11 protein-coding genes and 1 pseudogene are annotated in these 15,218 nt (G+C 47.9%); 9 read left to right on the top strand and 3 right to left on the bottom strand.

Annotation, left to right across the window (positions count from 1 at the left end; all coding sequences use genetic code 11):
* Nucleotides 1–58 precede the first annotated feature (58 nt).
* From ACFQZX_RS13895 to ACFQZX_RS13920, 6 genes are all read left to right on the top strand, one after another.
* Nucleotides 59–1,702 (top strand): TPR end-of-group domain-containing protein, encoded by a 1,644-nt coding sequence (locus tag ACFQZX_RS13895; protein ID WP_377116339.1) that lies wholly within the window; start codon nt 59–61, stop codon nt 1,700–1,702.
* Between the two features lie 186 nt (nt 1,703–1,888).
* Nucleotides 1,889–2,242 (top strand): YciI family protein, encoded by a 354-nt coding sequence (locus tag ACFQZX_RS13900; protein WP_377116341.1) that lies wholly within the window; start codon nt 1,889–1,891, stop codon nt 2,240–2,242.
* Between the two features lie 39 nt (nt 2,243–2,281).
* Nucleotides 2,282–3,520: an RNA polymerase sigma factor gene (locus tag ACFQZX_RS13905; protein WP_377116343.1), complete on the top strand. Its 1,239-nt coding sequence runs from the start codon at nt 2,282–2,284 to the stop codon at nt 3,518–3,520.
* Nucleotides 3,521–4,161: 641 nt separating this feature from the next.
* Nucleotides 4,162–4,362, top strand: a complete 201-nt coding sequence (locus ACFQZX_RS13910; protein ID WP_377117076.1) for a phage integrase SAM-like domain-containing protein — start codon at nt 4,162–4,164, stop codon at nt 4,360–4,362.
* A gap of 27 nt (nt 4,363–4,389) precedes the next feature.
* On the top strand, nt 4,390–4,635 hold the full coding sequence (locus ACFQZX_RS13915) for a hypothetical protein (protein ID WP_377116346.1): 246 nt from the start codon (nt 4,390–4,392) through the stop codon (nt 4,633–4,635).
* A gap of 109 nt (nt 4,636–4,744) precedes the next feature.
* Nucleotides 4,745–4,936 carry an HRDC domain-containing protein gene (locus ACFQZX_RS13920; RefSeq protein WP_377117078.1) on the top strand — a complete coding sequence of 64 codons (192 nt, stop codon included), beginning with the start codon at nt 4,745–4,747 and terminating at the stop codon, nt 4,934–4,936.
* Nucleotides 4,937–5,702: 766 nt separating this feature from the next.
* On the opposite strand, the pseudogene ACFQZX_RS13925 reads toward ACFQZX_RS13920, so the two are convergent.
* From ACFQZX_RS13925 to ACFQZX_RS13935, 3 genes and pseudogenes are all read right to left on the bottom strand, one after another.
* Nucleotides 5,703–6,277 (bottom strand): annotated as a pseudogene (locus ACFQZX_RS13925) (phosphoenolpyruvate carboxykinase (ATP)); the annotation flags it as partial.
* 39 nt (nt 6,278–6,316) lie between these two features.
* Entirely contained in the window at nt 6,317–6,472 is a 156-nt protein-coding gene (locus ACFQZX_RS13930) for a phosphoenolpyruvate carboxykinase (ATP) (RefSeq protein WP_377116348.1), read from the bottom strand.
* Between the two features lie 231 nt (nt 6,473–6,703).
* Nucleotides 6,704–10,294 (bottom strand): PKD domain-containing protein, encoded by a 3,591-nt coding sequence (locus tag ACFQZX_RS13935; protein ID WP_377116351.1) that lies wholly within the window; start codon nt 10,292–10,294, stop codon nt 6,704–6,706.
* A gap of 329 nt (nt 10,295–10,623) precedes the next feature.
* Here ACFQZX_RS13935 and ACFQZX_RS13940 point away from each other — a divergent pair, with 329 nt between their 5' ends.
* The 3 genes from ACFQZX_RS13940 to ACFQZX_RS13950 are packed head-to-tail and all read left to right on the top strand — an operon-like array spanning nt 10,624 to nt 15,213.
* The gene (locus tag ACFQZX_RS13940) at nt 10,624–13,704 is read left to right on the top strand and encodes a hypothetical protein (RefSeq protein ID WP_377116354.1); all 3,081 of its coding nucleotides are present in this window, start codon (nt 10,624–10,626) and stop codon (nt 13,702–13,704) included.
* Nucleotides 13,705–13,706: 2 nt separating this feature from the next.
* Nucleotides 13,707–14,795, top strand: a complete 1,089-nt coding sequence (locus ACFQZX_RS13945) for a DUF928 domain-containing protein (RefSeq protein WP_377116357.1) — start codon at nt 13,707–13,709, stop codon at nt 14,793–14,795.
* Nucleotides 14,776–15,213, top strand: a complete 438-nt coding sequence (locus ACFQZX_RS13950; protein ID WP_377116359.1) for a hypothetical protein — start codon at nt 14,776–14,778, stop codon at nt 15,211–15,213. Before ACFQZX_RS13945 ends, ACFQZX_RS13950 begins: the two co-directional genes overlap by 20 nt.
* Nucleotides 15,214–15,218: the final 5 nt, after the last annotated feature.

Below are 15,218 nucleotides of genomic sequence, written 5' to 3' on the forward strand. Positions count from 1 at the left end.
CTTTTCATTAACCTTTCATTAACCATTGGTATGCCGGCGATTTCTTCCCTTTGAGAATATGAAACGATTGAGATTGCTATTACTGTTTTGCTGGTTTTGCATGGTTGCTTTCAGTGTATACGGCCAGCAGGAAAAATACAACGAGGCGATGAAGGCTTATGAGCAAAAAGATTACCGAAGCGGCGCTGCGCTGCTCGACCCCTTCATTAAAAATAAGGGAGAAAGCCTGAGCAGCATGGAACTGTACAATAGCGCCTGTATCTATTCAATGGCGGGAAAAAAGGATGCGGCTTTTCGCCTGCTGGATATCCTGGCCACAAAATACTTCATGAGTAACGCGCAGCGCCTGGAAACAGATACGGACCTGGCGGGCTTACGCGGTTCAGCGCGTTGGCAGCAGTTGATCGCGAAGGTTGACGCTAATCTGAAAACAGAGCCGGCACGCAATGCGTCAACAGTGCGCGCTGCGCTAAGTCGGGCAAAAGCGATCCTGACGGCGGATAACGGGCAGTTATGGGGTACGGCGCTTTGGAGTGATGATGTGCTTGTGCTGGATCCAAAAAACAGGGCCTACGGTGTCCAGCCTTTCAAGGGAGCGGTATTTCGTGATTCGCTTTGGTCACAGGACCTGCCAGAACGTACCTTGAACCAAAGCAATGCCCCGCAGGACTTTGGCGGTAAAAGATATGCCATCGTCATGACAAGTTACCTGTTGGACAGCAGCGCAACACTGATCCATGAGCTTTTTCATCTGGCGCAGGAAAAACAGGTGTTGCTGAACGGCAACCCGGTTAATTACCTGGACGGATGGCAGGGGCGGGAATATCTTCGTTTGGAATATGAAGCGCTAAAAAGCGGCTTGCAATTGGCAAGGACCGGTGCGCCAAAAACATCTGTGGCGCAGGCGCTGAGCGATGCGGTTTGCTTCCGTAAACTGCGCCGCGCCCTGGCGCCGGAAGCTTTGGACGCGGAGACAGATATTGAAAGCTCGGAGGGACTGGCGAACTATACCGGCTTTAAATTATCAGACCACCGGGATAAATACGCGCTGGCTATTAAAGAGATCAACGGCCGTGAAAGTGCGCCGACCTATACACGTACCTTCCCTTATGCAACAGGACCTGCCTACGGTTTCTTGTTCGACTATCTCGGTATCAACTGGCGCGATGGTATCGGTATGCATTATAACTTCGGCGGTATATTTGAAAAACGCTACCTGCAGGATGTGGTGGCAACTGACAGCGTGGCGTTCCGGGCAGCGGCTGAAAGGCATGGTTATGGCAGAATTCATGATGAAGAAATGGCGCGAAAGGCATTATTTGAACGCTGCACAGCCTGGTTCACCAAAACACTGGTTGAGGCCCCGGTGCTAAGGGCAACCGTGGTAACGGATACGTACAGCCGCTCTTTCGATATGAACGGCACCTTTGTGCTGGCGGACAAGGGAATGGTCTACACGACCCTGCGGGGTACGGATTTGAAAGGCCAGAATTTTGGGAGCTTCCAAACGACGAATACCGGCGATACCGACCATCCGGCGGGTGTTCTCGGAAGCTTTAACGGCAGGCAATTTACCTTTCCGCTACCGGTTAAAATAGAAGGGAACAAGATAACGGGTCCTAATTATGAATTGATACTGAACCCTGGTTGGGTACTGCAAAAAGCCGGCAATAAGGGGGACCTGGAAATCGTGCGGAAATGAGCGGCAATCTATGAAACCTACTTAGGGTTGAAGGAATGAAAATAAACCGTTATAACCTTGTAAAGGTTTAAAAATTAGCAGTAAATAGAATGCAAAAGCAAAATAATTAAGCTGCCTTGTCCAGTTCTTTATATTCTGTTAGTTATTGGGATATAATCATAATCCAATAACTTTAATTTTAAGATCATGAACGAGTACGCATTAATTTTCAGGCACGAGGATGGCCAAAAGATTGCATCACCAGAGCAGATGCAAATATGGATGAAACAAACCATGGATTGGATAGGCGGTATTGCTGCGCAGAATAAATTTGTAAGCGGTACCGGTTTACCGTTTGACGAGGCCAAAGTAGTGCACCATAATAAGGTGGTTACCAATGGACCGTTCGGCGATATCAAAGAGACCATTGGCGGCTTTATCATTGTGTTGGCAGGTAGCGCTGATGAGGCTGCCGAATTTGCCAAGGGCTGCCCGGTATTGCAAGCTGAAGGCAATACGGTTGAAATTAGAAAGATCGCCAAGAACGACGGAACACATTAACCTTATCAAGGCCCCTGAATAAGGGGCTTACTTTATGCTATGCAGCCGACACAATTGATTCCGCATCTATTTCGTACCGAAGCGAGCAGGATAACGGCGGTGTTGTGCAGGCTGTTCGGGATAGAACATGTACAAGTTGCCGAAGACATAGTAGGCGAAACCTTTTTAACAGCACTGGAAACATGGCCCTATAAAGGCATCCCTGAAAATCCGACCGCCTGGTTATATGCCGTAGCTAAAAACAAGACAAAAACGTGGTTAAATCGCAACCAGGTATTCAGGGAAAAGGTTGAGCCTACCCTTAGCGGGGCGGAAGCTGGGGCGGAGCAGATCGATCTTTCAGAAGAAAATATAGCCGACAGCCAGTTACAAATGCTGTTTGCTATCTGTACACCGGTTATACCTGTCGAGGCGCAGGTTGGCCTTGCTTTACGCATACTTTGCGGCTTCGGTATCGAGGAGATAGCAAATGCCTTTTTGACAACGAAAGAAACCATCAATAAACGCCTTTACAGGGCAAAAGAGAAGTTGCGTGCCGAAAAGGTTGAAATTAAATTTCCTTCCAAACATGAGATTGTCTCCCGCATTGATGCTGTCTTGATAACCATTTATCTGCTCTTTAACGAAGGTTATTACTCCGAAAGCCAAGACACTATCCTGCAAAAGGACCTTTGCTTAGAAGCTGTGAGACTAACTTACCTGTTGATAGCAAACCCTTCAACAAACACGCCGCCGGTAAATGCATTGATGGCTTTAATGTGCTTTCATTCTTCGCGGTTTGAGGCAAGGAACAGCTGCAACGGTGAACATGTATTATATGACGACCAGGATGAACGGCTATGGAACCATGAACTAATTACCCGCGGCGCCTATTATCTAAGGCAAGCCGCAGTTGGAAAAAGCCTCTCAAAATACCATCTTGAGGCTGGCATAGCATATTGGCATACTGTTAAAGGCGACGACAAAAAATGGGAGAATATACTGGATTTATATAATCAATTGCTTGCGCAGGAGTATTCGCCGATTGCTGCACTAAATCGCACTTATGCGGTGGCAAAAGTTCGCGGATATGAAGTTGCAATTGCTGAGGCCAAAAAATTAAACCTTTATAACAGCCAATTTTATCATTTACTTTTAGGGGAACTATACAGTAAGGTAGATAAAAATGAAGCTTACAAATATTATAATCAGGCGCTTGCCATCGTCAGGTCAGAAACTGTTAAAAACTTAGTCAATAAAAAGATTGCTGTCCTGCGGCAAATCGTTAAAACTGATTAGCCAACTATGCAGGAAGTACGCATACATGGTTAGTGAATTAAACTTTCAGCAACAAATAAAAAGCCTGCTACGGAATCTGTAATAGGCTGATTTTCAAGTAGCTGGGAGCAGGATCGAACTGCCGACCTTAGGTGAACTTGTTAAGCAATGAGCGAAAATGCCCTATTTGGCCAAAAATGCACTTTTTGGATTTTTTAAGAAGGTCATGTTTGATGCTCAAAACGTAGGTTGTCCCAGCGAAACCGTCAACAAAATCTTAGCTTGTAATTGCCACAAATCCAATTTCTTAACTTTAAAAATTAATCAATGGCAACTGTAAAAATTGTTACCTGGAGCCGACCCACCAAGGATGGTCAATGTCCTATCGGCATCAAAATCTCTACATCCGGAAGACCTTCCTATATCTTCGAAGGGCACCCTGTTCAATCACGCAGTTCATGAGACGAAAAGAAACAAGAGGTAAAGAAATCTGTAACTCAAGCCGCGCGGCTCACTAATCTATTATTCAACGCCTGGCAGAAATTAAAGCGGAAACGCTGAAGGCCGAAACGGATAAAACAAAACCGACCGCCCAGGCTATTAAAGGCGCGCTCAAGGGCGGAAATGAACCGAAAGCGGATAAAGCAGTACATTTTAAAGAAATCGCAAATATCTACCTTTCGGAACTATGGGAGAACGGAAAGCTCGATGTTCATTGTACCGATACCAGTAGTATTAGCCGCTTTCATGAATTTACCGGAGTATGTGATATACCGTTTACCGAAATAAATAGTGAGTTACTCAGACGTTATACCTTGTTCTCAGACGCCAAAAAAAAGCGAAACGGTAATGAAAACATATGACCGAGGCCGTTAAGTGAAAGGGCGATCATGGACCATTTGCTGATAATAAGAACACTGCGGAACCGGGAGATCACCGCGAAAGTAGCTTCTGAAGATGATTATCCATTCGGTTCAAAAAACAACATCCGGATCAAGTTCCCTGAATCTAAAAAGATCGGATTTGACTTCGACGAGCTGAGCAAACTGGAAAATATTGACTTGTCAGATAAACCACGTTTGTATCATGCGCGAAACATTTGTCTTGTAGCATTTATTTTGCTGGTATGCGGATAACTGATGCTTTATTGATCAAAATGGTCGGATTTCCAAAGTGGCCGGTGCACCGGCCACTTTGGAAATCCGAGTAGGAGCGCAAAGCGACCGCCGCTAACTGATTGAAGCGCTGTTTGAACAGCTGATGGACTGGCGGGACCGCACGGCCCGAACAGAAAAATATCCTGACCGGCATAGTGTTTACCGAACAAACCTTAGCGCCATAGCTGCAAAACTGCCGCAAACACTAAAGTCGCTGAGTGGCATTAAAGGGATCGGACCTGAAAAGACCAATCGGTACGGCACCGCAATGCTGACGTGATACGCGCCTATGAGTAGCAGAGCAGTGATGGAAAGGACCAGGTGAGTTTGTTTTGACGGATGGTTACTTATGAAACAGGTGCAGCGATCGCAATTCGTTCATGATAAGCTTGGAGCGATTCACCTTGTTGAAATACCGGGGAGGGAAGCGGTTCTGATGACTGACCGTCTGACAAGCCGGGTACGGAAAAGGAAAAATGAGCTTTTTTAATGAGGCATTAACAAATAACGTCCGGGACAGCATTAAGGCCTTGACAGGCGAGCCGGAGACTGATAGGTTGAATTCCACTTATGGCGCTATGTGCTAATACAGGGACGATAAGTAGGAGGCTGTTTGAATAAGATTTAAAAGGTAACGAGATGGTCACACTGCAGGAGAACGATCACTAACCATTAAATAACTGGTCATATATGCATTGCAACAATTTTTATCTTTTTAGCTTCGTTTCGAACTTTGCGGCGAGCTGTGTAGCTGCGGCATTGTATTCTACAGGGTCTTTCCACGAAAGGCGGGGGTTGAATAGTGTGGAAGGTACGCCGGAGTAGGAGGTTGGGACGGGAAGGTTAAAGCATTGAAGATGTTCATAGCGAATATGGTCCAGTGCGGCGCTTAAGCTGCCTGTACCATACAGCGGGTATGGACCAGATCGATCCTTTTACCGGTGCCATAGCTGCCCCGGTCCAGCCGGTGTTGAGCAGCCAGGCTTGGGGTGATGGGCATTTACATGCTCAGCAAACATGTCGGCATAGATGGTGGGGGACAAGGGCAGGAACGGGCCGCCGAAACAGGAGCTAAACACAGCTTTTGGTTCGAGTACGCCGTTTTCCGTCCCGGATACGTGCGCGGTGTAACCGCTGAGGAAGTAAGCTACCGCCTGCTCTTTGGTCAGGCGGCTAATCGGCAGCAGTACGCCGTAGGCATTGCAGGTCAGCAGGAAAACGTTTTTGGGATGTATCCCTATCGCGGGCTGCTTGGCGCCTTCGATAAATGAAGCGGGTAACTTACGCGTATATTCTCGGTGACGGAGCTGTTAGTAAAATCTATGGTATTCGTTCCAGGGGAAAGTAAGGTGTTCTCTACAATGGCGCCTTCCCTTATGACGTTGTAAATTCCTGGTTCGCGTTCAGCGAAAAGTTGATATACCTTGGAACAGCAGCCACCCTCAAGGTTAAAAACGCCGTTATCATCCCATCCATGCTCATCATCCCCAATCAGTTGCTGGGCCGGATCTGCGCTTAATGTGGTCTTTCCGGTGCCGCTCAGACCGAAGAACAGGGCAACGCCTTCTTTACCGTCGCTGGCGCTGCAATGTATGCTGAGTACTTTGTGGTTTAAGGGCATCCAGACTTCGGGCCAGCGGTCAGATAGGCGGTTATGTCATCAAGCAGTCGGAAAAAATGAGTAAGGGGCCAGCGCCTGGTTGAAATCGTTCCAGTCGACGATAGCGCTGTATTCTTCGTCGCTAACAATGAATTTGTCAACAGGGCTGCGGCCGGTGAATTTGCCGGTTTGAATGTACAAGCGCCCCAGTATCATTGGTTACAGCCTGTCCCCTGAAAAAGGGCTTGTTGTCTTAACCGTTCGCTGATAACAAGCCTTAATCGTCAGGCGTTAGTTGGTGAGCAATAAGGATGCTGAATGAAGTAAGTAGTCATATACTGCTGGTTCGCTTGGGCTGTGCTATGATTGTTCATCTGCGCGACAGCCCGGGTGCTATGTACCAGATATGGAATGTTCACAAAACGTGGCTGCAAGCTATAGCGGCGGTCACCGTAACAAAGTGATGTTGCCGCTTAACGGCTTCCTTCTTCCGGGAATCCGGATGACGTAATAATATACACCGGTGGCCAAGGGGTTGCCGTTCAGGGTGCCGTCCCAAGGCTTATCGTAACCCCTGGAATGAAAAACCTCCATCCCCCAGCGGTTGTAGATGAATAGCTGAGCCCCCGGGTAAAGTTCTGCATGTTTAACTTGCAGAAAATCGTTTACGCCGTCGGAGTTGGGTGTAAAGGTGTTGGTTACCTCGATCTGTAATCTCACGTTGACCTGAACAATACCCTGCGCATCGCAATTGCCGTCGCTGATACGGTAATGATAGGTAATGGTTTCTTTCGGCGTAGCGTAAGGGTTTGCGGAGAGCGCCGAGTTCAGACCAACGGATGGTGTCCATTCGTAAGACAAGCCGTCCTGTTTGCCCGATGGGTTCAGGAAAATACCCTCACCGGCGTTAATCGTTAGCACAGGCTGAAGCTGTGCAACGGGGCCGCGCAACACGGTGATTGCGTTGGTTGCCGTATCGGTACAGCCGGATATATTGGTAAATATACAGGTAACGGTATGGACACCGACGCCTGCTAAAACCGGGTTGAACATACCTTTATTATCTATGCCCGGGCCGGTAAATTTCCAGGTCCCGGTTTGTGGATTTGTTCCGTCCTTCTCTACCAGGCTAAAACTGCCCGTGTTCAGACAGACCGGCGCAATGGTTTTCAGCGCCGCATGGGGGCGGGGTAAAACGGTGACCGTCTTTTCGGTGGAATCAACGCACGAAGCGCCGGAATAAGCCAGCAGCCTGATCTGATAAGTTTCTGTTGTATTGGTCTCGGGGTAAACCGTTGCAAATACGTTGCCGGCTGCGGCCGGATCTACGCTTTGCCGGTCAGCCGGATGATGTACTGCGTCAAAAACCCAGACCAGTCGGTCAATTGCACCGAAGTCCGTCATATGGGAAAGGTTTTGTACCCGCAGCACTTGACCGCTGCAAATCGCGTTCCCGCCAATAAAAACAAAGTCAGCTTTCGGTTCGATACCATTGACGGATATCTTTTTTGTCAGCGTATCGCTGCAGCCGTTGTCATTGGTGGCAATCAGGCGAACCGTATAGTTGCCGGCGGCACTGTAATTATGGCTTGGGGCTGCTAAAGTTGATTCGTTGTCCGTTGCTGCTGCTGCGGCATCCCCAAACTGCCAGTTAAAGCGGAGCATAACGCCTGAACTAAGGTTATTAAAATGCGTTGACATGTCAGCAGCACAGGAAACGGACGAAGAAAAGTCTGCCTTTGTTGCCTGAGCGATCTTTATTGTTCTGGACGCCGTATCAGAAAAGCATCCTGCCTTACTTTGCAGTACCATTTTTATGGTGAATATACCCGGTTTAGTATAAGTGTGGGACACTGCGCTGTCGCCGCTGGTGTAAACAGTGCTGCCGTCGCCAAATTGCCAATGACGGCTTTTAATGGCGAAACCCGCAGAGTGGCTGGTGTCGGCAAGCTGGACGGGCATACCCTGGCAGGCAGTGGCCGGACTTAAAATACCAGGTGAAATGCTTTGAGAAACGGTCACCGTTATGGTTTTTGAGCCTTGGCAGCCCCCTGAGCCGGTTGTCGTAAGGCTCACCTGGTAAATGCCGGCAGCAGAAAAACGATGGGTAGGATTTTGTTGGTCTGAAATATTTTCACCGAGGCTGCCGGGGTCGCCAAAGTTCCAGCTCCATGAGCTTGGATGGTCTTCGGCAGCCGAAAGGTCATGAAAAAGGTATTGATTGTCACAACTGCCTGCTTCAAAAGAGAAATCAGGCGCCGGGGATGGTAATACCTTGAAGTCTCCTTCAATTGTCTGCGTCCCGTTGGCGCAGCCGCCCATGGATGCTGGATAAGCTGCGATTGCCTTGAAATGACGCGTTCCGGCCAGGTTGTAAGCGGCAGACCTCTGCAGTGTATACAAGTACACCGGCGTGCCGTTGATAATCTGGGTGGTAAAAGGTGGATTTTGCAAGTGGAGCGGCGGCTCACTTAGATCCGCCTGCCAGGTGATTTCAGGTGACCGGTAGGGCAGCGTTAATCGGAAGTAATAAGATTCGTTGACGCACGCCGAATCTATGGTCTCTCCCGTTGCCGTTCTTACGGCAGTGAGAGACTGATTTGCGGCGAGGTTGGTTCCTGCGGAATAAGCGTAGGACTCATAGTTGCCAAAACCGTAAGCTACCGCGTTAAAGCCGTCATCCGCCTCGAGGTGAAACGTATTGTTTTTGGAGCCGTCTACATTGAGCTGCAAATACGCATACTCAGGGGACCCGTTTACGGGCGTGAACGGCGTCGACGGCAATTGTCCGTTGATCCGGAAGGACGGTGCCGCCGCTGTTTTCATAAAAACATTGATATACTGTTCGGCGATGTGTTCGCGTTCCGAAGAAAAAAGAGTGATGTCCTTTATGCGGTATTCGACAGGGTTAAGAATGACCATGTCGGGGTCGCTGTAGCAAAGGTATTTGCTCCCTTGTGCTGGGTCCATGGCGCATTCCTGGGAAAGGGCATACTGCGCTACTTCTACCGGCTTGCTGGCCTGCACCAAAGTGGCTGTTTTTAACGCGACATAGGTGGTGTAGTATTCGCCCGCATTCAATGTGTCGACGTCTTTGCCACCTATCTTTACAATGGTGTTGTTTTCCTTTGCCACGACTTTCACGCGCTGGCCTGCTGTTCGGACGGGATTTTTGGTGTTGGGGCTGAATGTGCTGAACGGAACAAAACCATAATTATAGCCCCAGCTTTCCACGGGAAGGGTCTGCTGGAACAAAGGATCAAGCGTACCTGTATAATCGCAATTCTGCCCGACAGGCGTGCCACTGCTGCCTGAAAACAACGCAAAATGCTTGCACGCTGATGTTTCGGCGTCAACAGTTGCCACAAAACCGGTCAGTTCAAAATCATCGGCCAGTTCGTAAACATCTCCTGGATTTGGGAGAAAGACACCGCCTGGTACCAGTTCCCCGTAAGGTGTTTGTATACGTATACGTGTGTTCGCTTCTGTGGCCACAAGTAGCATGAAATTTTTTCCTTCCCGGTGTTGGGCGTAATTGATGCTGTAGTATTGCTGGCCAAGTGCTGTGGTAGGCAGCAATAAGGTTGCAGCCGAACGCTGTGCTGCAAATATGTGTGCATAGGCGACTATAGGGGGTTGTCCGGGATCCGTTACGATATGAATGCCACGTTTGATCAAGACACGGTTGGTTTCCGTTTCATCTATATAAATACCGTTCCTTGGTACGCTGATCTCTGCTACAGCATTTGCTGAAACACTGAAGTGCTGGCTGAAAGAACCCGCGGTCACTGTTCCGGATGACGCTGCGCTACTGGTAATAAAGATACTGAAATTGGGAAGCCCGAGCGAGCCATCAGGGTTGTGGTCTGGTACGTGTGAAGGAAACGCGGTCCAGAAGTCTGTGCCCGCATTGCTGACCGTTTGCCCGGCCGTGTTCCTTGCTGTCGCAATCAGCAATGCCAGCAGAAGTAGAAATCGTTGTGAGTAAGGTTTTAATCGGTTAAACAAACTGGTGAAAATTTGTAGTACAATATACAAACTACAGTGTAATTGTTTCAGGTAACTTTTATCTCAAAGATATAAATGGCCCCTTGCGCGGTTAAAGGTATTAAAATCTGCCGTTAACGCTGTAATCTTAAAAATGTTTTATTTTTTTTTAAAAAATTTGCGTTGGAAAAATTTTGGTTTATTTTTGAATTGTCTTACAGCATTGATCATTTTCTAAAGGCCCCCGGTATGTGGTTCGCCTGCAGATTTAATAATTCAGGCAGGGCAGCCGTCTTAATGTTTGGAGTTATGATTTTTAATTCTGGCATCGGGACACTGTTTAGCTGAGACAATCAAACCTTGCACAATTAAGCTGCTGTATGAAGAAACTTTTACTTCTATTTCTGGCCGTTTGCTGGCTTCTTGTGCCTATATGCAGTCTTGGTCAGCAAATCACTTATGGTTCGTTTCTTTTATCGCCAGATCTTCAAACAGCTTTAGTGATTGCGGGGAACGGAGCTAATTTTTCTGCCCTCCCTGGTGTCGCCGTTGCGCCGGCTACTAAGGCAACCGCAGGCATGCCTTTGAAAGATTCAACTGTAAAGATTCCTTCGCAGTATGCTCAGATTTTTACCGGCACGGTGCTGAGGGCAGGTGATGGCCCGGCCTTAATTCTGTCGTCACTTGGTAAACCAAACGGTTGGAAATCGATACCCTCCGGCAGCGATACGGTAAAGAAAAATACAGATGGCTTTGGTGACCGGGAAGGAAAGAAGTTTACAAACAAACTGGGGGAAGCAAAAGAGCGGGTCAGCAAAAAAGCTTCGGGGGAACTGAACAATTTGACGAGCCATTTTAAAGGCAAAATACCTACCCTTAGATCCGCACCAATCGGGCTCGACCTTGCCTTGAAAGAAAGTGTGCGCTATAATCCGGTCTCGGCGCTTACAGGAGGAACTGCTGGCCAAAAATTCGCAAATGTCATCAATGTACGTGGAACCGCCTCCGTTTTTGGAGTTCCCTTAGCTATCGACTATTCTTCACAACCCCGCCTGATTGCCGGTGCGTTTGCCGATAACCCGATATTTAAATTCGACCTGGACACAAAAAGCCTTTCCGGCATGCTGGAAAGCGAACTGGATGAATACCGTCAGATCAATAAAATGGCGTTCGGCGGCATGAATGTAGGTGACTATGCACATAGCAGACTAGCAGCGCAAATCAATCAGCGCCAACAGGTAATGAAAGGTAAAACAGTGAACCGGCTGCTTACAGATTACCTGGACAGACCCGGTAAGTTGAATGAGCTGTTGAGCTTATCTCAGGAACAGATCAGGCTCAGGATACTTGACGAAGCCACCCGTCGGGCGGAACTAAACCCTGTTAGATCCAAGATGAATATCAAAACGCTTGCCAATGGACTTTCTGCTGCCTCAATGGACAGCTTGCAAGCGCTGACATTTAAAAAGGCAAGCTATCAAGGCCTTGCCGGCAATGACAGTCTCAGGGCTTTTTTTACAGATCCGAATAAGTTACCGGAAATCCGGCTGATGAACGAGGACCAAATTGCCAAAAGACTTTATCAACTGAAGGGCTCCACTGTTCAATCCTTCTCCGCCGGTTCGCGGTTTACGCACTATAATACGTTGGTCAATGCGCCGAAAGTTGATTTGGATGCCTTAATACACCACTTATACGCGCAGCAGACCCGGTGTGACAGTGATGCCGTAAAAGATGCAGCAAGGGCGATCATGCTTGCAGCAAAGCAGGATAATCTCGTTGACTATGGGAAAATCATGACAGTGCAAACTTCGGTAGTTAATCATGAAATGACCGGTATCCTTAAGATGGCTTATTTGCCGCTGGCCGAGGAAAACGCAGGGCCTGCGAGACGGATCGAGCTGAGTAAATCCGAGCGGGCTAACCTGGCCGGGGAGGCGGATAGTATTGCCACCTCGATTACAGCAATGAAAGCCAGCTTGAAGGAAAGTGGCGTGGACGTCTCAAGGTTACTTGCGGTTCAAACATTATTAGACAAGCAACAAACAGGAGAGGGAATGGCAGAATATGCCCGGGATTTGTATGTGAAGAGGCCATCCGGAACAGGACAGTCGCTGATGTCCCACCTTTCCGCCCTTAAGTTAGGCTCTTTCAGTAACCAGCCCTCACCGCTTGTTCAGCATAAAGACGTTTTTATGCAGGGAGCTCACGTTATACTTAACACAGGCCGGTACCCGGTAACCGCAGGTTATGGAACCGTGAACGATATAAATGCTTTGAAGGATGATAGCTTTAACGGTTCGGTATATAATCAGTCACGGCGGTTGACTTACCTGGGAGCTGAGATCCGCAACCCCGTTTCCGGTAGTCTTAAGTTTACAGTGATCAGTTCGCTGGGTGGCGGGATGGGTTACCGGAACTATGGGTTTACTGGTATCAGCGCTGATAACGTAGCACTCACTGTTTCCAAAGAAGTCAAAATGGGCAGCTACGGTAATCTTAATATGGATGTGTCAAAATCCACGACGCTTTTCAGCAGCAACTATCAGATCGGTACCGACGCCGTGCTGATGCGTAAAGGCGGATTAAAGTACGATGCTGCCACCGACCTGTTCAGTGCCCTGTCTTTCGGCGCTTCACATCATCTGGAATTAAACAAGCAGGACATCTCTGAAGATGTATATGTCAGTTACTCAGGAACAGGCTATCAGAACCCGGGTGTAAACGGCCCCGGCGGCGCTCGAACGAAATTCGGCGCGAACCTCAAAAAATCTTTCCTGAATAATCGCCTGCAAATCGGATTGCGCTCGGACTTTAACAATCAACCCATCAGTTATACGTCGGACGATCGCTGGAAAACGCGTCAGGTACAGGTAGACGGGCGATACGTTTTCAGCAGGAAACTCGCCGTCAGTCTGAAATATGCCGGTAACAATACCAACAAACAAATCGATGGACTGTCCAGCAGCGTCTACGCCTTTAACAAATTTCAGCTGGGAGCAAATGCCAATTACAAAATTGGCAGGTACTTTTCGGTAAGCAGATTGATGGTTTCCGGCCAGTCGCTCTCCAATTATGCCGCGTTGGTTTCAGGGACACGGCTCTTTATGATGAATTATACACAAAGCCTGGTGGTTGATAAGAACGTGCTGACGGCCAATGTGTTTTATAATAAGGAACTGGCAACAGCCAGGCTGATCGGTGATATGCTGAATTCTGATCTGTCCTGTCAATACAACCTGTCGCGCCGATTCAGTCTTTCATCCGGCCTGACTTATTTAAACAATGCAAACTCAGCCAGGCAGGCGGGAATCCGTCAAAACGTGAATTACCGTCCGGCAGAACGGTTTAGTGTATCCGCATTTATCGATATCCGCAAGAACCTGATCCGCTCGCTTTACCCGGACCTTTATGCGGCCTGCCGTGCTGAATTAAGTTTACAATACCGCATTAATTACTAGCCATGAGATCCATCGTAACTATGCTGTCGCTTTTATTATCCATTTCTGTTTCCGGGCAGATTACGGTTAATTTTATCCCTGAGCTGAATGGCCGAAATATGGAAGGCCTGCTGGGTTTTCAGCTGATCAATCAGAATACGGCTGTCCGCGCTCAGGTTACCATAACTGTAAATGAACGGCGCGCAGGAACGGTTTTACGCGTCAGAACGCCTGAATTTACCGTGACTTCAGGGTCTACTTATCTGTCTGCAAATATCGCTAGAAGCTCAACAGTACAATTCTCGCAGGATAAAATCGGCAATTTGATCGCCAGATCCCGTACGTTTCCACAGGGAGATTATGACTATTGCTTTACGGTCAAGATAGCCGGAAGCGACCTTCCTCCGGACGACCAGTGTTTCAGTTATACGCTGGAGCCTTTTGCCGACATGTCACTGATAGAACCATTCAACGGGGAAAGTATTTGTGAAAAGCGGCCGTTAATGACATGGCAGCCGTTGCTGCCTGTTGTGCCCGGTGCAAGTTATCAGTTAGTGCTTGCGGAGGTCAAAAGAGGTCAAAGTCCGACCGAAGCGTTAAACTACAATCTGCCTGTCATCAATCAGCGTAATCTTTATGCGCCAATGCTGCCATACCCGTCGATCGCACCGGAACTGGTGAGCAGTAAAAAGTATGCCTGGCAGGTAACAGCTTACAAAGATCAGACCATATTATCAAGGTCGGATGTCTGGCAGTTTACCTTGAACTGCCCCGATTCATTGCAGAAACCGGTCGATACGGTTTCTGCATACCGGGATGTAGAGGATTTGGCCAGAGGCAATTTATATGTCGCGAAAGGCTACCTGAGGTTTGCGCTGACCAACCCTTACGGGGAACAGGCGATGAATTATACGGTTCATCCTGTCAGCGAGCCTTCAAAAAAAATGAGGGGGCTGGGGAAGATCAGTTTGAATACGGGAGATAATTATATCATCATTGATCTGGCCGCAAACGGCCGTTTCCGGGCTGGTAAGTATTATATTTTAGAGATCCGGTTACCCAATGGTACCGTTAGAAATTTACGTTTTTTATATGAAGATATTAAAGATTAGTATCGTTCTTATCGCCTTTTCTTTAGCGTCGGGCTGCCGTCGGGCTGGTGCACTTAAAGAAAAAAGCGACCGGAATATGCGGGTACAGGTGGCTAGGATGACACCTGTTACACCAAAGGATGATATGGCTGTATACCGGGTCCGCCTGATTCCCAGCGAGATCTTAAGAACTATTCATAAGGAGTTAGGATCTGAGCATTACTGGTACCGGATGGACAGCTGTTTTTACCTGGACCATGCAGGGCATAAACAATATCCCGTCGTTTTGCAGCCTGTAGCAAACGGGTCAAAGGATAATTATGAATACCTATTACAATTTGTCAGGGAAATGCCTTCTGATTCAAGCGATTCAGTCCGGTTCGTTTTTGCCGATAAAGCGATCAACGATATTAAATACGAGTTCAACCTAGCCTTTTAAAAATA

It is taken from the genome of Mucilaginibacter litoreus, from assembly GCF_042676805.1.
Lineage (GTDB): Bacteria > Bacteroidota > Bacteroidia > Sphingobacteriales > Sphingobacteriaceae > Mucilaginibacter > Mucilaginibacter litoreus.